The organism is Actinomadura rifamycini DSM 43936 (assembly GCF_000425065.1).
In the GTDB taxonomy this organism is placed as follows: Bacteria; Actinomycetota; Actinomycetes; order Streptosporangiales; family Streptosporangiaceae; genus Spirillospora; species Spirillospora rifamycini.
Map to the genome: position 1 here is coordinate 1 of NZ_AULB01000003.1, position 20330 is coordinate 20330.

Annotated in this window: 13 protein-coding genes; 10 read left to right on the forward strand and 3 right to left on the reverse strand. The window is 73.5% G+C overall.

Annotated elements, in window-relative coordinates; translation table 11 throughout:
• Together H505_RS0100005 and H505_RS0100010 are read left to right on the forward strand one after the other, a co-directional pair.
• Positions 1-270 (forward strand): transposase family protein (locus H505_RS0100005; RefSeq protein WP_026400320.1); only part of this gene is annotated, 270 nt, incomplete at its 5' end.
• A 213-nt stretch (positions 271-483) separates the two neighbouring features.
• Entirely contained in the window at positions 484-2562 is a 2079-nt protein-coding gene (locus H505_RS0100010; protein WP_026400321.1) for a UvrD-helicase domain-containing protein, read from the forward strand.
• On the opposite strand, the gene H505_RS0100015 is transcribed toward H505_RS0100010, so the two are convergent.
• Positions 2546-4051 carry a serine/threonine-protein kinase gene (locus tag H505_RS0100015; protein ID WP_026400322.1) on the reverse strand — a complete coding sequence of 502 codons (1506 nt, stop codon included), beginning with the start codon at positions 4049-4051 and terminating at the stop codon, positions 2546-2548. The two genes, H505_RS0100010 and H505_RS0100015, sit on opposite strands and share 17 nt — an antisense overlap.
• A gap of 315 nt (positions 4052-4366) precedes the next feature.
• Between H505_RS0100015 and H505_RS0100020 the strand changes: the two genes are divergently transcribed.
• Positions 4367-5221, forward strand: coding sequence for an isocitrate lyase/PEP mutase family protein (locus tag H505_RS0100020; protein ID WP_026400323.1), 855 nt, complete (start codon positions 4367-4369; stop codon positions 5219-5221).
• Between the two features lie 51 nt (positions 5222-5272).
• Here the strand turns inward: H505_RS0100020 and H505_RS0100025 are convergent, their stop codons facing one another.
• Positions 5273-7240 carry an SAM-dependent methyltransferase gene (locus H505_RS0100025; RefSeq protein WP_034516043.1) on the reverse strand — a complete coding sequence of 656 codons (1968 nt, stop codon included), beginning with the start codon at positions 7238-7240 and terminating at the stop codon, positions 5273-5275.
• A 271-nt stretch (positions 7241-7511) separates the two neighbouring features.
• On the opposite strand from H505_RS0100025, the gene H505_RS0100030 reads away from it, so the two are divergent.
• From H505_RS0100030 to H505_RS0100060, 7 genes are all read left to right on the forward strand, one after another.
• Positions 7512-8273 (forward strand): DUF4352 domain-containing protein, encoded by a 762-nt coding sequence (locus H505_RS0100030; protein WP_026400325.1) that lies wholly within the window; start codon positions 7512-7514, stop codon positions 8271-8273.
• Between the two features lie 44 nt (positions 8274-8317).
• The gene (locus H505_RS38940) at positions 8318-10705 is read left to right on the forward strand and encodes a hypothetical protein (RefSeq protein WP_051299950.1); all 2388 of its coding nucleotides are present in this window, start codon (positions 8318-8320) and stop codon (positions 10703-10705) included.
• Between the two features lie 160 nt (positions 10706-10865).
• On the forward strand, positions 10866-15590 hold the full coding sequence (locus tag H505_RS38945; RefSeq protein WP_157432845.1) for an AAA domain-containing protein: 4725 nt from the start codon (positions 10866-10868) through the stop codon (positions 15588-15590).
• 89 nt (positions 15591-15679) lie between these two features.
• Entirely contained in the window at positions 15680-17452 is a 1773-nt protein-coding gene (locus H505_RS0100045) for a PD-(D/E)XK nuclease family protein (RefSeq protein ID WP_026400326.1), read from the forward strand.
• Positions 17453-17824: 372 nt separating this feature from the next.
• The gene (locus H505_RS49605) at positions 17825-17980 is read left to right on the forward strand and encodes a hypothetical protein (protein WP_157432846.1); all 156 of its coding nucleotides are present in this window, start codon (positions 17825-17827) and stop codon (positions 17978-17980) included.
• A 29-nt stretch (positions 17981-18009) separates the two neighbouring features.
• Positions 18010-18585, forward strand: coding sequence for a hypothetical protein (locus H505_RS0100055; RefSeq protein ID WP_026400327.1), 576 nt, complete (start codon positions 18010-18012; stop codon positions 18583-18585).
• A gap of 32 nt (positions 18586-18617) precedes the next feature.
• Positions 18618-19439 carry a hypothetical protein gene (locus H505_RS0100060; RefSeq protein WP_157432847.1) on the forward strand — a complete coding sequence of 274 codons (822 nt, stop codon included), beginning with the start codon at positions 18618-18620 and terminating at the stop codon, positions 19437-19439.
• Between the two features lie 18 nt (positions 19440-19457).
• Here H505_RS0100060 and H505_RS0100065 read toward each other — a convergent pair whose 3' ends face one another.
• Positions 19458-20321, reverse strand: coding sequence for a hypothetical protein (locus H505_RS0100065; protein WP_026400329.1), 864 nt, complete (start codon positions 20319-20321; stop codon positions 19458-19460).
• Positions 20322-20330: the final 9 nt, after the last annotated feature.

Here is a 20330-nt window from a genome sequence, read left to right on the forward strand (position 1 = left end):
CTGGCCGCCTCCGGGCTGCTGGTCCTGGCCGACAAGGGCTACGTCGGCGCCGATCCGCACATCCAGACGCCCTACAGAGGCAAGAACAAGCCCGAGCCACTCAAGGACGCCAACCGCTCCCACGCCAAGCTCCGCGGACCGGGCGAACGAGCCAACGCCCAGCTCAAGACCTGGAAGATCCTCACGAAGCTACGTTGTTGCCCCCACCGGGCCGGTCACCTCGCCAAGGCCATCCACGTCCTCCAGAACCGCGAGCTCAACGCATGTTGAAAAAGCTTCACTGAGCAGTTGGACACCGTGTGGAGTGCGGCTCAGGTCGGATCTCGGCGGCGCGGCGGCATGGGTCGCCGCGGCATCGGCTCCGTCGTGGCGGAGCTGCCGGTGACCGGAGGTGGCCGGAGGTACACGGTTCAACCATCTGGGGGCTTGAGAATCTCTAGGATGGCCCCCTTGGCCTGGGTTCTGGCGGGAGGGGCGTGCGGAGTGGCTGAGCTGGCTATTGCGAATTCGTTCATGCCGCAGTACGCCAAGCTCGAGCCCAAGGTGCGCAAGGGCGTTGACGCGGCGCTCGCGAAGTTCGCGGAGCACACGCATGCGGGCCTGCACCTGGAAAAACTGCGGAACGCGCGGGACCCCCGTATTCGGACGATCCGGATCGACCAGTACTGGCGCGGGGTCGTGCTCGCGCCCGATCAGGGCGACGTGTACTGCCTGATCAGCGTGCTCGGGCACGACGACGCGATCGAGTACGCCAAAAGCCGGAGGTTCTCGGTGAACCGGCGGCTCGGCGTCCTGGAGGTCAGAGACGAGGGTGCCCTCGAGGAGATGTCGCCCGCGCTGGAGAAGGCGGCCGAGGGGACCGAGTACCGGCTGTTCGAGCACGTCTTCGACAAGGACCTCATGCGGCTCGGGATCGACGCGGAACTGATCCCGCTGGTCCGGCTGCTGACGAACGAGGCGCACCTGCAGGCGCTGGAGAAGCTGCTGCCGGAGCCCCAGTACATCGCGCTGCTGGCGCTGGTGCAGGGCATGAACCCGCAGGAGGCGTGGGCCGAGGTCGCCCAGTGCCTGCCGGTGGAGGAGTCGCCCGAGGAGGTCGACCCCGACGACCTCGTGGCGGCGATGCGGCGGACGCCCGGGCAGGTCGTGTTCGTCAACGGGCCCGAGGAGCTCCGGGACGTGCTCGCCCATCCGTTCGCGACGTGGCGTGTCTTCCTGCACCCGGTCCAGCGGAAGGTCGCTTTCAAGCGGTACAACGGGCCCGCGCAGGTGACGGGCGGGGCGGGTACGGGCAAGACGGTCACCGCGCTCCATCGGGCGAAGTTCCTGGCGGAGCGCGACGGCGCACGGGTGCTGCTGACGACCTTCACGAAGAACCTGGCGGAGGCGCTGGGGGATCAACTCGCCTTGCTGGTGGACGATCCCGAGGTGCGCGGGCGGGTGCACGTCCGGAACGTCGACGCGTTGGCGTACGCGATCGTGGGGCGGCATCACCGGCCGGCCATCGCCGCGCAGAACCTCCTGGACCGGCTGTGGGAGGAGGCCGCGGAGGGGACGGCCCACTCCCCCGTGTTCCTGCAGCGGGAGTGGGAGCAGGTCGTCCTCGCGCAGGGGCTGGAGAGCGAGGAGGAGTACCTCGCGTGCACCAGGTCGGGGCGCGGGGTGCCGCTCGGGAAGGCGCAGCGGTCGGTGGTGTGGCGGGCGCTCCGGCATGTGATGGACGGGCTCGCGGCGGCGGGGAAGTCGACGTTCCCGCAGCTCGCGAACGAGGCCGCGGAGCTGGCCGGGGCGCCGGAGTACGACCACGTGATCATCGACGAGGCGCAGGACATCCATCCGACGCAGTGGCGGCTGCTGCGGCGGCTGGTGGCGCAGGGGCCGGACGACCTCTTCATCGTGGGCGACCCGCACCAGCGGATCTACGACAGCCACGTGTCGCTGGCGAGCCTCGGCATCAACGTGCGGGGACGCAGCACGAAGTTGAAGCTGAACTATCGGACGACGCAGGAAATCTTGCAGTGGTCCGTGCCGCTGCTGGGGTTCGCGCCCGCCCAGGGGCTGGACGACTCCGCGGACACGCTGGACGGGTACCGGTCGCCGATGCACGGACGCCGCCCGCTCGTCCGGGAGTACGGCAGCGCGGACGCGGAGATGGACGGGCTCGTCGCGCAGGTCCGGACGTGGATCGACGACGGAGTGGAGCCGGGATCGATCGGGGTCGCGGCGCGGTACGTGTTCCTGGTGAAGAGGGTCGTTGGACGGCTCAAGGCGGCGGGCGTGCCCGCGTGCCAGGTGCCCGGCTCGTCCGACGGCGTGCAGGTCGGAACGATGCACCGGATGAAGGGGCTGGAGTTCCGCTGTATCGCGGTCGTGGGGGCGGACGAGAGTTCTCTGCCGTCCGGCCAAGCCCTCACGAGCGAGGACGAGGACCCGAAGGCGCACGCGCAGGACGTCCAGAAGGAGCGGTGCCTGCTGTTCGTGGCGTGCACGCGCGCGCGGGACCACCTGTACGTGTCGTACACGGACAGGCCCAGCCCTTTCTTGCCTAATTCAACTCGGTGAGAAGCGCCCTCAAGCCGGGGATCTGGGGGTGGGTTTCGCCGTTGCGGCCCACCAGCTCGGTCAGGAGCCCGGAGAGCTCCTCGCGGGCTTCGGCGGTTCGGCCCGCCGCGAGCTTCGCGCGGGCGATCTCCTCGCGGAGCCGCGGGACGAGCGCGTCGTCCGGACCGCGGCCGGGCGCGACGTCGCCGAGCAGCGCCTCCAGAGCGCGAAGCGCGGATCCGGTCGCCCCCAGCTGGGCGTGGCAGACCGCCTCCCGCTCGCGGCAGTGCAGGACCTGCGGGCCGTCCGGCCCCTCCCATTCGGCCAGGTCGGCGGCCGCCGAACGGTAGGCGTGGACCGCGCGCCGGTAGTCGCCGCCGTCGAACAGGACGTCGGCGAGCTCCGCCTGCAGGCGCTGCCACTCCGGATCGTCGTCGCCGAGGGCGAGCCGGGCGGGTTCGGCGAGGTCGGAGAGCAGTTCCGCGGCCTGCGTGTAGCGGCCCTCGCCCGCGAGGACGGCGGCCTCCTCGCGCGCCCGGACGACCTCGCCGCGGGTGGGGAGTTCGACGGGTTCCTCGACGCGGCGCGCGGCCGCGGCGACCTTGATGCGGCTGACGGCGTGCGCGTACAGGTGCGCGGGCGGGGACGTGACGATGCCCGGAAGCGGTTCGAGTGCGGAGACGAACTGCAGAAGCCGCTGGTAGACGTCCTCGGCGTCCCTGGGGCGGTCGCCGGGCTGCTTCTTGAGGAGTTCGAGGACGAGAGCGTCGAGACCGGAGGGGATGTCGGGGCGCAGCCGGCGGGGCGGGGCCGGGTCCTCGGTTTCGTGGCGGCGCATCACCTCGTACGGGGTCGCTCCCTCGAACACTCGGCGTCCGGTGAGCATCTCGTAGAGGACGCACCCGAGGGAGTACAGGTCGCTCTGCGGGCTCGGCGCCCCGTACACCTGCTCCATGGCCGTGTAGCCGGGCGTGTGGGGCGCGCCGAGGCCGGTGGTGGTGCGGCGCACGTCGTCGGGGCCGAGGGCGACCGCCGCGCCGAAGTCGAGGACCTTCACCGAGCCGTCCGGGCACAGCATGAGGTTGCCGGGCTTGAGGTCGCGGTGGACGAGCGGGCGCCGGTGGGCGACGCTCAGCACCGCGCAGACCTGCGCGGCGATCAGGGCCGCCCACGGGACCGGCAGCCGCTCGCGGGAGTCGACGACGTCGGCGAGGGTGAGGCCCTCGACGTACTGCATCACCAGGTAGAAGCAGTGGCCGCGGTCGGTGTCGCGGTGCCGCCCGAAGTCGTACACGGTCGGGACGCCGGGGTGCTCGAACCACGCGGTGCTGCGCGCCTCCTGCTCGAACCGCCCGGCGAGGGCCTCGTCGCCGACGACGGTGAACTTGACCGCGAGCCTGCGGTCGAGGAACCGGTCGTAGGCGCGCCAGACCTCGCCCATGCCGCCGCGCCCGATCGCCTGGTCCAGCTCGTACCGTCCGCGTTCTCCGAGGAGATCGCCGCGCCGCACTCGCACCTCCCTCCGCCGGTCCGGACGCCGGCGGGTCCGCCCGGCACCGTGTGCGTAGGGTACCGGCGTCCGCGGAGCGCGGCGAGCCTGCGCCGCCGCACGTCCGCGCAGGTAGCGCGGCCCGACGGCCGCTCACCGACAGCGGCGCGCTGACAGCATCGGCGGCGCCCGCTCCGGAGGTGGGCCCGGGGCGTCTCAAGACAGCCACATCATTGTTACTGCTTGTAGTTAAATGAATTCATAGAGTTAGCATGGTCCGCGCGGGATGGGTGTTCGTTCGGTCCGGGTTCGGCGCCCGCGACGAAGGAGTGACGGGTGAACTACGGGGACGAGCTACGGCGAGACATCGCGGCGGAAGGGGTCACTCCGCTCATCGGAGTGTTCGACATGTTCTCGGCCTCGGTGGCCGCGCAGCACTACGACGGCCTGTTCGTGTCCGGCTTCGGGTTCGCCGCCTCGTTCTACGGCCTGCCCGACATCGGCTTCATCGCCTGGCCGGACATGGTGGCGTTCACGCAGCGGCTGCGGCTGGCCTTCCCGCACCGGCACCTGCTGGTCGACATCGACGACGGCTATGTCGACAACGACGTCGCCTGCCACGTCATCGAGCAACTGGAGCTGATCGGCGCCTCCGGGGTGGTCCTGGAGGACCAGAAACGGCCGCGCCGCTGCGGCCACGTCGACGGCAAGCGACTCCTCCCCCTGCCGGAGTACCTGGACAAGCTGGCGACGGTGCTGCAGACCCGGCGCAACCTGGTGGTGGTGGCGCGGACCGACGCCACCGGGGAGGAGATGCTGCGGCGCGCCGAGGCCCTTGCCGCCACCGCCGCCGACGTCGTCCTGGTCGACGGGATCGGCAGCATCGAGGGCATCCGCCGGATTCGCGAGGTCATCGGCGACAAGCCGCTGCTGTTCAACCAGATCGCCGGCGGCAAGTCGCCGCGCCTGTCGCTGCCGGAACTGGCCGCGCTCGGGGTGAACGTCGCCGTCTACAGCACCCCCTGCCTCTTCGCCGCGCACACCGCCATGGAACAGGCGCTCCTGCGCCTCAAAGGGGAGGACGGCCGGCTCCCCGAGCCGACGTCCGGCGGCGTCGGCGTCAGCGAATCCCTCGCGCTGCTGCAACGCAACATCAGCCGACACCGCTCCGCCGCACAGCGCCCGTCATGAACGGGCCTCGCTCGATCCGGCTGGACGCCGCGGGCGCGGCGGGGGCGGCCGTCAGGGGCGGGGGCGGAGGGTGCCGGCGCCGAGCCCCTCTAGGCCGAGGGTGAGGACCCGGTCGCCGGCCTCCTGGGCGGCGCGGAGGGCCGCTTCCAGGTCGGTGAGGCGGCGGAACGCCTCGCCGTAGCCGGCCTGCTCGTCGAGGGTGAGGCGGGGCAGCCGGGCGCGGCGGACGTCGAACCGGGCGGACGAGGTGGAGCTGCGCAGGCTCGCGCCGCGGGCGCCCAGCCGCAGCCAGCCCGCGACGAAGTCGGGGTCGCTGCGGGCGGGGTCGACGCGGACGATCGTCAGTCCGGGCCCGAGGACCGGGCCGTCCTCGGCGGCGACGCGCGCGACGGGGTGGCGGGCGATCTGGGAGACGACGATGTCGCGGGCCCGGATCCGGACGTGGTCCGCGTCGGGGGCCGCGGCCCCGGTCGGGCCCCGGCCGCGGGCGGCGTCGTCCAGCGTGAGGACGGGCACGGTGCCCTCGTCCATCCGGATGCGGGGCGACACCCGCAGGAGCTGCAGGACGCCGGCCTTCGCCAGCTCGCCGATCGTCGTCATCGCGGGCTCGTCGCCGCCCCGCGCCTGTCTCAGCAGGTCCAGCGCGGTGACGGCCCGGGGCAGCGCGGCGGCGGCGCTCTCGAGGCGCTCGCGTTCGCGGGTGAAGGCGCCCCCGGCGGACGGCGCGGTGCGCTGCGGCAGGTGCCGCGCGGGGTTGAGGTCGACCTCGTCGTCGAGCAGGTCGATGATGCGGACGACGGTCGCGGCGCCGCGCTGCGGACGGCCGTCGAGGTAGCGGCGCCACGCGTCCACGGCGGCCTCGTGGTACGCGCCGGGCTCGGCGGACACGTCCGCCATCAGGACGTCGTCGGCGGGCTGGTCGCCCGGGGCGGGGCGGCGCAGCACCCAGACCGAGACCGCGACGGCCATGTTCGGCACGGCGCCCGCGGGGAGGCCGACGACGGCGCGCAGCGCGCCGCGGCGCAGCAGCTCGGCGCGGATGCGGCGGCCCGAGCGGCGGGCGGCCACGGCGGGCGGCACCAGCATCACGACGAGACCGCCCGGCGCGGCGTGCGCGAGCCCGTGCTGCAGCCAGGCGAGCTCCGACTCCATGCGGGGCGGCAGCCCGTACTCCCACCGGGGGTCGCCGGTCAGCTCCTCGTATCCCCAGTTGCGGTCGTTGAACGGGGGGTTCGTGACGACGAGGTCGGCGGCGCGTCCGGCGAACGCGTCGTCGCGCAGGGAGTCGCCCGGACGGACCTCGGCCGGGGCCCCGCGCAGTGCGAGCTGTACCGCGGTCATGCGCGCGGTCGTCTCGTCTATCTCCTGCCCGAGGAGCTCTTGCACGTTCTTGTAGACGTCCTGGGCGGTGGTCAGGAACGCACCCGTGCCGCAGGCGGGGTCGAGGACGGTGCGAGGGGTTTCGGTCGCGAAGTCGAGCATCAGCCGGACGACCGGTTCGGGCGTCATGTACACGCGGCGGCTGTGGTGCTCCAGGTAGCGCGTGCGTAGGAACTCGAAGGCGTCCGCGGTGCCGAGTTCGTCGGCGAGCCCGGCGAGCGCGCGCGCCAGGGGGACGTGGGCGGCGGCGTCGAAGGAGGCGGGGAGCCGGTCGGTGTGCGCGCGGACGGCCGCGGCGAGCGCCTCGCCGGCGCGGTCGTCCGGGAAGGCGGACAGGTCGTTCCGGAGGGACGGGTCCGCGTGCAGGGAGAGCAGGAAGGCCCCGGCGAACGTCATGACGTCGGACAGTTCGACGTCGGCGGCGGCGGCCTGCCGGAGGGTCTGCCAGACGCGCTCGCGCAGCGGCGGGTCGGCCAGTTTGCCCTGGTCGCGCAGCCAGCCCTCGATCTGGCCGAGGGAGAACGTCGGGCTGGTGGCGGTGCCGCCGACCGGCTGCGGGAAGTCGTCGTGCCGGCGCCGCCAGTTGCTCACCGCCGCGCGCCCCACACCCGCCAATCGGGCGATGTCGGCAGCGGTCACGGTCGCATCGTTCGACACACCAGCACTCCCTCCAGCCGACGTTCAGGCGGCGTTCAGTGATCACACCTTAGCGGTACCGGCCGGTCGGGCCGGTTGACCTGGTTCACGGTATCGCGGATCCGCGTCGATGAAGGTGACTGCTTGGGCGACGATTCGTCGGTTGATTGCGTTCACATTGCTATTGTGCTTTGCTGTGAACATCAGACGCCTCGCTGGACGAGCGCGGCGCTGGGCGCGACACCGAGGTGCCGCCGAGAACCACGGAGAGAGCATGAATCCCGGCCACGGAATCCCCGCACCAGGTCCGCAGCCCGCGGGCCCGCACGGTCCGCAGCACCTGCCGCCGCACCCGCCCCTTCCGCCGCACGGGCACCCGGCGGTCCCCCCGCCCCGGCGGCGCGGCAAGGGCTGCCTCTACGCGGCCGTCGGCGGCGTCGCGGCCCTGTTCCTGATGGTGGCGTGCGGGGCGATCGTCTCGACCGCGTCCGACCCGGCGGCCACGTCGTCCGGCACGGACGCCGGGTCCGCCGGGACGCGCGGCGAGGAGGCCGCCGCGGGCGGCGCGGGCACCGGGAAGGGCGCGGACTCGGAGAAGAGCGCGGAGCCCAGGAAGGGCGGGGCGAAGGTCGCCGACGGGATCGGGCGCGAGTACCGGGACGGCAAGTTCGCCTTCACCGTCACCAAGGTGAAGAAAGGCGTCGCGCGGGTCGGGAACCAGTACGCGGGCTCGGAGGCGCAGGGGCAGTACGTCCTCGTCCACATCACCGTCGAGAACATCGGCGACGAGGCCCGCATGTTCGACGGGACGAACCAGACGCTCATCGACACGAAGGGGCGCGAGTTCGAGGCCGACACCGAGGCGGCGATCTGGAGCAACCGGGACACGCGGTCGTTCCTGGAGCAGATCAACCCCGGGAACTCGGTGAAGGGCGTCGTCATCTTCGACGTCCCGAAGAACGTGAAGCTCAAGGCCATCGAACTCCACGACTCGATGTTCTCCGGCGGCGTCACCGTCCCCCTGGGCGGACGCTGACGCGCCCCGCGGCCGCCCGAACCGTCGTCATCACGGGAGTGGAATTGAGCGAGATCTCCTGGGTTCTGACCGTCCCCCAGCCCGCCGCGTGGGCCATCGCCCACGGCCACCAGGACGTCTACAACCGCACCTATCCGACCGACCGGCGCGGCTGGTTCGCGATCTGCGCGGGCCGCGCCGCGGACTCCGGGCTCCTCGCGGCCACCGCCCGGCTCACCGGCCGCACCCCGGCGCAGGTCGCGCGGGAGGCGGCCGAGCGGGACGCGATCGTGGCCGTCGCCCGGCTCGCGGACGTGTGCAACGAGCCGTCCTGCGCCTGCGGGCCGTGGGCGCGGGACCGCTACGTCCACTGGCGGTTCGCGGACGCGGTCCTCCTCCCCGAGCCGGTGCCCGCGCCCCGCGAGGTCGGGATCTGGAAGCCGCCGAAGGACATCGCCGACGCCGTGGCGCTGCAGTGGCGCGCGGCGGCCGGCGAACCCGCCGACCACACCGCGGTCCGGGACGGCCTGCTGCCGCTCCCGGCCGCCGGCTACCGCCGCGTCCTGCTCCTCGGGACCACCGGCGCCGGCAAGACGACCGTCGTCCGGCAGCTGCTCGGCACCGACCCGGAGACCGAGCGGTTCCCGTCCACCTCGACCGCCAAGACGACCGTCGCCGACACCGAGCTGGTCCTGACGCCGGACGGCCCGTACCGCGCGGCCGTCACGTTCGCGGGCCGCGACGAGGTCGCCGCCCACCTGCGCGACAACGTCTGGGAGGCGGCCCGCGCGGTGCTGGAGGAGCGCCCGGAAAGGATCGTCCAGGACCGGCTGCTCGACCACGTCGGCCAGCGGTTCCGGTTCAGCTACCTGCTCGGGCGCGCGGCCGCGCCCGGCGCCGCGGACCCGTCCGACGAGCCCGACGACCTCGACGACGACGCGGCGGCCCTGGGCCCGCCGGACGCCGCGCCCGACCCGGGCACCACCGAGCTCGTCCGGACCTCGGTCCGGGAGCTGCGGCGGTTCGTCCGCGCGGAGCTCGCGCGGCTCGGGCCCGGCGCGCCGGCGGAGGCCGTCGAGGACGAACTGGAGACCCGCGTGCGCCGCTCCCCCGTGGCCGACCGGATCGTCGCGGCGCTCCTCGCCGCCGTCCACGACCGGTTCGCGCTGCTCGGCGAGGGCGAGCTGCGCCGCGCGGACGGCTGGCCGGTGTCGTGGACGTGGCGCAGCGACGACCGCGCCGAGTTCCTGCGGGTGATCACCCGGTTCTCCAGCAACCAGGCGGCGTTCTTCGGGCACCTGCTGACGCCGCTGGTCGACGGCGTCCGCGTGGCGGGCCCGTTCCGCCCCCGGTGGGCCGGGCGCGCTCCCCGGCTCGTCCTCATCGACGGCGAGGGCCTCGGCCACGCGCCGGGCTCCGTCGCCGAGGTCTCCACCCGGCTGCGGCGGCGGCTCGACGAAGTCGACGCGATCGTCCTCGTCGACAACGCGCAGCAGCCGATGCAGGCCGCGCCCGTCGCCGTCATGCGCACCGCCGCCGCGACCGGCAACGGCGGCAAGCTGTTCTTCGTCTTCACCCACTTCGACCTGGTCAGGGGCGACAACCTGCGGTCGTTCCCGGACCGCGAGCGGCACGTCCTCGGCTCGGCGGAGAACGTCCTCGGCGACGTCCGGGAGGAGCTCGGCATCGCCGAGCGGGTGCTGCGCCGCCGCCTGGACGACGCGCGCTTCTTCGTCGGCGGCATCGACCGGCTGCTCGCCCCCGACCTGGTCGACCCGGCCCGCCCGAAGGCGGCCCGCCGCACCATCGGGCAGCTCAACGCCCTCCTCGACGCCCTCACCGCGGACGCCGTCCCCCCGGAGACCGGCCCGTCCCGCCCGGTCTACGACCGCGCGCAGGTCACCGCCGCGGTCGTCGAGGCCGCGCGGGCCTTCCACGTCCGCTGGCGCGGCGCCCTCGGCGACGCCCCCGCCCCGGACGTCCCGCGCCGGCACTGGTCCACGGTCAAGGCCCTCACCCGGCGTCTCGCGGAGGGCCACACCGACGAGTTCAAGGACCTGCGCCCCGCCGCGAGCCTGCGCACCGCCCTCGAGTACGCGCTGTACCGGGCCCTGCAGCGCCCGGTCGGCTGGACCGGCGCCGAACCCGACGCGGACGACCGGGAGGTCATCGTGGGCGAGATCGCCGGGGCCCTCGCCAAACGCCTCATCGCCCCCGTCGACCGCCTCGTCACCACCGGCCCGCGCCCCGCCTGGGCGCGCGCCCACGAGGAGCACGGCAGGGGCTCGACCGTCCGCCGCGCCCGCATCGTCATCGACGAGATCTACGAACGCGCCGTCCCGACCCCGCCCCCCGGCGCCCCCGGCGGCGCCCCGTACGCCCCGCCGCTCGCCCGCACCGTCCACACGGCCTTCCAGGAGGCGACCCGGGGCCTCGCCCACATCACCGGCTGAACGGCGGGACCGACCGTCCCCGGCGGGCCGGGCGGCAGGTGGGAGGCTTGCGGGGACAACCGCGAAGTGTCGCCGGACGTCCCACACAGACCGCATGCGAAGATCGCGCCCCCCGCGGCGGAGGCGCGAGTGCAGACGTTGAAGGGATGCGAGGGCGTACGTGACCGGTGATGCCATGACGCGGGAGCGGATCGGGCACCTGTACGACTATCTGGGGGCGCTCGCGCAGGAGGTGTACGCCAAACCCGTCCGGCATCTGGGCGACCACGAGGTGCAGGTGGCGCCGGGCGACCTGCCGGACCACCGGGCGGTGCGGCTGGTGTCCCCGGCCGGTGGCGGCACCGGGGAGGCGTGGCTGCGGGTCGGCAAGACGCCGAAGCCGAAACCGCCCGCGTACCCGCCGGAGATCGCCGGGCTGCTGCGCGGGGTGGGCCGCGGCGACCCCGGCGTCCCGCCCGAGCTGCCGGACGACCTCGCGGCGCGGGCCGGTGAAGAGGCCGCCGGCAACGCCCGCGCGGTCCTGGCCGCCTGGCGCGCGGACGTGTGGGAGCCGTGGGCTGAGGCGGCCCGCGCCGCGCTCGCCGCCCGGGACCTGTACGAGACGCTGTTCCGGCTGCGGCAGCGGATGCGCGCCGACGAGGCCACGCACGAACTGGTGTGGGGCCACGGGATCCTGGGCTGGCACCACGGCGGGCACCGGATCTGCCATCCGCTGCTGGTCACGCGGACGCGGGTGGCGTTCGACGCGGCGTCCGGGGAGATCTCGATCACGGCCGACGGGCCGACCGCCCTGGAGCTGGACTGCCTGCAGGGCCTCGGCGTCCCGGGGCTGGACCGGCTCGCCCCGATCGCCGAGGAGCTGCGCGCGGAGCCCGTCGACCCGTGGGCGCCCGACGAGGCGCGCCGGCTGTACCGGCGGCTCGTCGCCCCCCTCGGGCTGGACGCCCGCATCGACGACGGGGTCGCGGCCCCGGAGATCGGCCCGACCCCGGTCATGGCCGGGACGTGGCGGCTGTTCGTCCGGAAACGTCCGGTGATGTTCCCGCGCTTCTTCGAGCGGCTGAAGCAGACGGTCGCCGCGGGCGGGCGGCTGCCCGCGCCGATGGTGGCGCTGGCGACCGGCGACGACGCGCCGGCGGACGCCCCCGCGGACGACTGGACGCCGGTCGCCGAACGGCTGCTGCTGCCGCTCGCCGCGAACGACGAGCAGGAGCAGATCGTCCGCAAGCTCGCGTCGCACAGCGGCGTCACCGTCCAGGGCCCGCCCGGCACCGGCAAGAGCCACACGATCGCGAACCTGGTGTCGCACCTGGTCGCGCACGGCAAGCGGGTGCTGGTCACCGCGCACAAGGACCAGGCGCTCGCCGTCCTGCGCGACAAGATCCCCGACGAGCTGCGGGACCTGTCGCTGGCGGTGCTCGGGTCGTCGTCGGCCGACCTGACCGCGCTGCAGCAGTCCGTCCAGGCGATCACGGGGACGGCCGACGGGATCGACGAGGAGCGGGAGCGGCGCGCCACGGAGGCGCTGCGAGAGCGGCTCGACGCGGTGACGGCCGAGGTGCTGGCGCTGCGCAAGCGGCTGCGGACGTCCCTGGAGCGCGAGCAGGAGACGCTCGAGCTCGACGGCTTCCCCCGGCCCGCCGCCGAGGTCGCCGACCGGCTCGCCCGGCGGCAGGGCGAGCTCGACCTGATACCCGACCCGGTGCCCGCCGGGTCGCGGCCGCCGCTGGACCCCGGCGAGCTCGCCGAGCTGTACGCGCTGGCCGGGGAGATCGGCGAGCGGGACGCCCGGAACGCGGTGCTCGACCTGCCGCCCGCCGACCGGCTCCCGCCGGGCGGGCGGCTCGCGGAACGCTGGGCGGAGCTGCGGCGGCTCGCGGACGTCCTCGCCGGGTACCGCGACTACGTCGCCGACCCGGCCGTCCTCGACGCCGCCGGGGAGCCCGCGCTCGCGCGGCTCGCCGAACGCTGCGGGCAGGCCGCCCGCGCCCTCGCGGACCTGCAGGAACCGTGGTTGCAGCGGCTGCGCGACCAGGTTGTGCAGTCCCCGCGGTGGCGGGAGCTCTGGGAGGGGCACGCGCGGCGGCTCGGCGCGGACGCCGCCGAATGCGCGCGGCTGCGGGCGGCGACGGCGGGCGCGGCGGTCGAGCTGCCGCCGGGCCCGCCCGGCGAGACGCTCGCGCTGCTGGAGCAGGCGCGGGCCCGGTTCGCGCAGGGCAAGAAGGTGTCCGGGCTGACGCAGCGGTCGCTGGCGCAGTTCCTCAAGGGCACCGTGCTGGACGGCGAGACGCCGCGCACCGCCGCGGACGTCGAACGCGTCATCGCGTTCGTGGAGCTGCGGCGCCGCCGGGAGAGCGCGGTGCGGCTCTGGCGGGACGAGCTCGTCGCCGCGCTCGGCGCGCCCGAGCCCGCCGCCGGCGCCGCCGTCGAGATCTGGATCGACGCGCGGGTCCAGCAGATCACCGCCGCGCTGGCCTGGGAGTTCGGCGAGTGGCCGCGGCTGCGCGCCGAACTGTGCGCGATCGTCGCGCCCGACGCCGTCCCGCACCGGCCGTCCCCCGACGACCTGCACCGGCTCGCCTCGGTGCTCGGCGGGCTGACGGCGCGGGCCCGGCAGCGGGCCGTCCAGGCCGAGCTGGACGCCCTCGCCGCCCACGTGGCGGACGGGCGCGGCCGCCAGGGGGCGAGCCCGCTGTGGACCGACCTCGCGAACGCCGTCAGGCAGCGCGACCGGGGCATCTGGGACGCCGCGCTGGCGGGCGCGGCCCGGCTCGCGGCGCTCCGGCCGCGGGTCGCGCGGCTGACCGAGCTGCACGACCGGCTGGCGGCCGCCGCTCCGCAGTGGGCGCGCCGCATCCGGGAGACCGGCGGGGACGCCGCCGCGTGCGGCGACCCGGCCCGGCTCGGCGAGCTGTGGGAGTGGCGGCGCGCCGAGACGTGGCTGCGCGCGATCATCGACGCGGACGATCTCGGCGCCGTCCAGCGGCGCCTCGACGCGGCGCAGGAGGAGCAGCGGCGCGTCACGCTCGAGCTGACGCGCCGCTCGGCGTGGCTCGCCATGAAGGGCAACCTCGGCGCCGACCGGCGCCGCGCCCTGGTCGGCTGGCTGCAGACCCTCCGCAAGATCGGCAAGGGCACCGGGGCGAGCGCGGGCAAGTGGCGCGCGGAGGCCCGGCGGCTGATGCCGGAGGCGATGGGCGCCGTCCCGGTGTGGATCATGCCGTACTACCGGGTGGCGGAGTCGTTCGACCCGGTGGTCGCCCCGCCGTTCGACGTCGTCGTCATCGACGAGAGCAGCCAGTGCGACGTGTTCGCGCTCGGGCTGCTCGGCCTCGGCCGCAAGGTGGTCGTGGTCGGCGACGACAAGCAGATCAGCCCGTCCGCCGTCGGGATCCGCCGCGACCGCGTGGACGAGCTGATCCGCACCCACCTGCCGACGCTGCCGAACTCGATGCTGCTCGACATGGAGTCGAGCCTGTACGACGCGGCGACCCGGCTGTTCCCCGGGGTCGTCCGGCTGCGGGAGCACTTCCGCTGCCTGCCGCGCATCATCGAGTTCTCCTCGCAGCACTACTACGGCGGGGAGATCCAGCCGCTGCGGGAGGAATCGGACGTCCGGCTGCCCGGGCCCGCCGTGCGGGCGGTGCACGTCCCGGACGGCGTCCGGCGGGACCTGCCGATCGGCGACGTCAACGAGGCCGAGGCGCACGCCCTCATCGACCGGGTCGTCCAGTGCTGCGCCGACCCCGCCTACGACGGCCGGACGATGGGCGTCATCTCGCTGCTGAGCAGCAGCAGGCAGGCCCACTACATCGACGAGCGGCTCATGGGCAAGCTCGGCCCGGAGGAGTACGAGCGCCGCGGGCTCCGCTGCGGCGACTCCTACAGCTTCCAGGGGGACGAACGGGACGTCGTGTTCGTCAGCGTCGTCGCCGACTCGGCCCGCGCGCCGTTCACGTCCCGCCGGTACGAGCAGCGCGTCAACGTCGCCGCGAGCCGCGCCCGGGACCAGATGTGGGTGTTCCACAGCGTCCGGCCGAACGACCTGCATCCCGACGATCAGCGGGCGGCGCTCGTCCGGTACGCGTCCGACGGGCCGCGGTCCGCGGATGCGGCCGCCGACCCGGAGTCGCGCTGCGAGTCCGACTTCGAGCGCCGCGTCCTGCGCATGCTGCTGGACCGCGGCTACCTGGTCACCCCGCAGCATCCGGTGGGCAACCTGCGGATCGACCTCGTCGTCCGGGGCGGCGGCCGCAAGCTCGCCGTCGAATGCGACGGGGACAAGTTCCACGGCCCCGACCAGTGGGAGGACGACCTGCGCCGGCAGACCGTCCTGGAACGTCTCGGCTGGCGGTTCTGGCGGGTGCGCGGCAGCGTCTTCTACCGCGATCCCGAAGCCGCGATGTCGGAGCTGTGGCCGCTCCTCGACCGACTCGGCATCACCCCGGGCGGCGACCCGCCACCCGAACCGGCCGAGGTCTCGCCGACCGCGCCGCATGCCGGGCCGGACGCCGATCCCCGTCCGCCCGGGCTCTCGCTCTCGCCGGAACCGACCGGCACGCCGGGCACGGCTCCCGTGGACCCCGCCCCGGTCGTCCCGCCCGCCGCCGACCGCGCGCCCGACCGTCCGGGCGCCGTGGAGGCCCGGACGCTGGAGTTCCTGGAGCTCGCCGGTGCTTCCCGAGACGCTCCGGCGGACGGGCCCGCCGAGCCGGCGCGGGCCCCGGACGGTCCGCCGCGCGGCCGGCGGAGCACCGGGGAGCAGGTCCGGGCGTGGGCGCGGGCGAACGGGCGGCACGTCGGCTCCCGCGGCCGGATCGCCAAGGCGATCGTCGACGACTACAACTGGGAGCACCCGGACGCCCCCTATGATCCGGACCGGTGAGCAAGCCTCGCCGACTTTTCCGAATCGGTGGTTGATCGAGTTCACGCGTGCTCTAATGGTCGTGGTCATCCCCTAGCGCTGGAGCGGACATGCCCTTCGGAAACTGGACGCCGCACGAGGAGCTGAGCGGCGATCCCGGCGTCATCCGGCTCTCGGCGAGCCTGCTCGACCGCGACGACCGGCACTGCCGCGACTTCGCCGCGCTCAAGTCCCGCCCGCGGGTGTGGCCGCGCAGGCGGGGGGCGCGGCGGTACGCGCCGTGGGAGACGTTCCCGCTCGGGCTCGTGATGGACGCCCTGAACCTGACCGAGTTCGGGGACGTCCCCGCGGAGGACGCGATCGACAAGGCGCTCGGGCGGGCGCGGTCGGCGGTGCACCCGGGTGTCGCGGTGTGGGTGCGGCACGCGTTCGACGCGTACCTGCGGGCGGCCGAGTGGATCGCCGACGACCTCGAGGCCGAGGGCGTCGCGGTGCGTCCGGAGCCGCTGCCGCGGGTCGTCCAGGCGGAGTCGGCCGCGGAGCTGCGGGTGCTCACCGCGTGGGGACGCTGGTACGGGTCGGCCGACGGCGCCGTGCGGGAGTTCCGGCGGCTCCGGGTGGGGCGCCCCGGCGAGCGCGACGCGCCGTCGAACGACGCGCTCGCGTTCGTCGCGGCGGCGGGCCTGCGCGCGGAGAGCGACGTCTACCGGGACCTGCCGGTCGAGGTGCTCCCGGACGAGGTCGCACCGCAGCGCGTCCGGTTGGTCGAGGTCGTCCTCACGGGGGACGCGCCGCCGCGGGTGCTCGTGGACGCGCCGCCGGCCGAGGTCCGCCGCGTGTACCGGGAGCGCACCAGGCCGATCGTCACCGACATCGCGTTCGGCGTGGGCACCCGGCCGGGGTCCGACTGCGTCGACTGCAAGGTGCTGCCGACGTGCGGCGCGGTCCCGGACGTCCCGGGCCTGCTCGGCCTCGAGGGGCGCGGCACGCACCGCCGCACCTGGTCGGTGACGACCGGCCGCCAGTACCTGGTGTGCCCGGCGCAGGCGCACCTGCGGGAGCTGCACATCCCCGCCGCGCAGCGCTCGGACGGGACGGCGGCGCGGCGGGGACGCGCCGTGCACCGGTGGCTCGAGCTGGCGCACGGCCGCGCCGGCGCGCCGGCGTGCACCCGCGGCGACCTCCCCGACCCGGCGGGCGGGCTCGGCATCGCCGCCGGCGTCCTGACGCCCGAGGAGTACGCGGACGCCCACCCGTACCTGGCGGCGCACGTGGAGGTGTGCCCGCTGCGCGAACCGTCCGCGGACGTCCGGCCGGAACCCGCGGTGGCCGCGCACGACACCGAAGCGGACGTCGTGGTCATCGCCCACCCCGACCTGATCCGCACCACGGGCGGCACCGTCGTGTACCGGGAGCAGAAGACGACGCAGGGCGCTCCCCCGGCCGGGGACACCCGGACGGTCTTCACCCTCGTGCCCCAGCTGGCGCTGGCCGTCCTGCTGATGAAGCACGGCGTCCTCGGCGGCGACGGCGGCGGCATCGTCGAACTGGAGACGATGACGCCGTCGGGCGCGGAGGTGCTGCGGTTCGACGTGTGGGACCCCGACGTCCGGGAGGCCGCCCGCGAGGTGATCACGTCGATGACCGCCCGCTGGCACGCCGACGAGTCCTTCCGTGCGCTGCCCGGCCCGTGGTGCGGCGGCTGCCCGGTCGCCGACTGGTGCCCCGACCGCGCGCCGAACGACCCCGGCGCCCCGATCGTGGTGGACGGCGTCCGCATCGACCCGCTCACCGGCGAGGTCCTCGGCGACGCCGTCACCGGCCGCGCCGCCGCGGTCGCCGACGGCGTCACCGACCCGACCGAGGAACCCCCGCCCTTCTGACCCCGCTTTCCGCCGTCCTCACGGCCCGGCCCGTCCGGCGCGGTAAGGCACGGTGCGGGCGCCGCCGTTTGAAACCGGCCCTTAAGGCGAGTAACGCGTCGACCGATATGGGCGTTCTGATCAACAACATCCTCTCGGCTGCTAGCGTTGCCGCGCCGTCGGCACGGCGGTGATCAGCGCCATTCACCGCCAGGATGAGCAGGAGGGTTTCATGGCACCCGGAGGCGAACCGAAGCAGGCCGACCCTCGCCGCATCGAGACCACGCACATGACCTCGAGAAGGAAGTCATCCCGCAGATCAAAAAGGCGGGAGACACCATCAACGCGGACGGCGTCTACAACCTCGAGGGCGGCGACTTCAGCCCTGCGTGCATGGCGGCGGCCGGCGCCTATCCGATCAGCGTCCAGTTCGCCTTCGAGGACGTCAAAATGCTGATGACCACCGTGAAAGGCTACTCGGAGAAGATCGTCAAGGCGGCGGACACCTACCGGAAAACCGAGCAGAAGAACGCGGACCACGGCCGCTGACCGACCGCCACGACGGGAGACCCTCCACAATGGGAAATACGGACAGGCCCGGAGACGGTCAGCAGCCGCCCCGCCAGACCGGTGACCGGCAGACGCCTCCGCGCGAGCCCGCGCAGGGAGAGCCCGCCCCTCGGGAGAGCCCGCGGCAGGAGCCGGCGCCCGCGGCGCAGAACCGCCCCCCGGCGGAGCAGGGACGCCCGGCACGCGAGCCCGCCGCCCAGAAGCAGCACACGCAAGGACTCAAGGCCGGCGCCGCCGGCGGTGCCGGGGCCGCGGGCGCGGCGGCCCTCACCGGGCTGCTCGGCGGTTCGGTCGTGGGCACGCACGAGAGCCTCATGCCGATCGCGACGGCTCTGGCGATGGGGGCGGGAATCGACCTTCCGCCCGCTTTCATCGTCGCCTTCCTCTTCAAGGAGGGCACGGGGAAGACCACCAAGCTGGAGAAGTGCGCCCAGGAGTGGGACAAGGCCGCCAAGGAACTGCAGGTCGCCGCTCAGAACATCGCCCAGCTCGTGAAGGACATCCCGGGCGAGGCGTGGACCATGGACGACCGGCCGCTCTACGAGCGGGAGGTCGAGAACTTCGGGCACAGGGCGAGGCCCTGACGGCCTACTTCAACGCGGTGAGCGTCTCGATCATGATCACGGCGTGGGCCCTGTTCGCCTACTCCGTCTTCGCGAGCGCCATGGGCGCCTACCTCGCCGGGCTCGCCTTCGTCGCCGGCGCGTCGCTGCTGTCGGTCGTGGGCGCCCCCGCCTATGCCGAGTGCTTGGCCCTTGCCACCACGGCCCTGACCATCACCAAGGTGGCGGTGGGCATCCTCATCGCGGCAAGTGCGGTGTCCGCGGGCGTGATGCTGGTCAAGATGCACACCACCGCCGGTTCCCAGGAGGGCAACGGCGCCGCGAACGTCGACGCCGTCCTCGGCAAGGCGTGGGCGACCGGCTCGGCGGGTGCGGCCGCCAACATCACGGAGGGCATCGCCAACACCGGTCTCAATTTCCTCGGCAGGAAGGGCCTCACGCCCACGGGCCAGCTCGACCTGGACGCCGACCGGGACATCGAGAAGACGTGGAACGTCGGCATCGGCGGCAAGGCGACGAGTGCCGCCGGAGTGCTGGAGGGCGAGGGCGGCTACCACGCGAAAATCCGGGACGGCGACCTGCAGGGACAGGATGTCGAACTCAAGGCGAAGGTCGGTGACTCCGGCGGGTGGGGCTCGGGGACGCTGGGCGGGAAGCTCGAATGGGACGAGAACGAGAGCCTGAAGAACAAGTCGGTCATGGCCGGCTTGGAGAGCGCGAACACGGGCAACAAGGCCGAGTACGAGGGCACCTTCGACGAAAAGAACAAGTACAGCGACAAGTACAGCGTCAACACGCCGATCTACAACATCACTGAAGGGAACTTCAGCAAGAAGGCCGAGGACGAGACTCCCCCGTGGGACAAGAACCTGTAGGCCCGGCCCCGGCTTTCGTCACATACCGGAGGACGCGGCAGCGGCGGCCCCACCCTGAACCTTTTTCCGATGTTCCGCGTAACGCGGTACGAATTCGGTCTGGTAACGAATATAGGGCGCATGCACGTCACTGTATCCGGGGTACGGTTCACCTTCGAGGTCGAGTGATCGGGGAGCGATCCGGGATGCGCCGTCGATATCGAAGTGGAGACGCTGGTTCACTTCCTTGACGATCATGTACGCCGCGAAGAGCATCTTGAGGTGATGCGGGGTCTGCGGCGCACAGTGCAAGGCCCGTTCTGAACCGATCATTCTTGCCCAAACGGTGCCGTCACCGTCCACGAAGCGGAACATGTCGACGTTCGCGTACTCCTCGATCCGCCTGGGGGAGGCGGAGAGGTCCAGACGGACGACAGCGTCGCACAGCACCCGGCGGTTCGGGTCTCGCAACTGCGACCTTCCACCGATGTTCGTCAAGCCCTCGGAATCGACCGGTCCGTCGTACGGCTCGAGCTCCTTGTCGTGATCGGTGGTGAGGTGCCCCACCACGCCGCCCCGGGTCGCGACCACGGAGTCCGGCACGACCGGGTGTCCGATCACCTTGTCCGCCCTGTCGATCAGGAAGAGCGGCTTATTCTGCGTGTCCGATACTTGGAAAACCATTCGAGGCACGTGGTGCTTGCACAGTTCCGGGAGCGGAGCGAATGGTTTCATGCGCCGTATCCGCCGGAGCAGACTCACCTCTTCCCGGCGCCACTCCCCTACCATCACCGGCCGGACCGCGGCCAGCTCGGAGGCCGTCGCCGCATCCCGTACCCGGTAATGCAGATCTTCCGGTAGCGCGACGACCTCGAGTTGCCGCGCCTCGAACAGGTCTGCCATTCTCAGCTC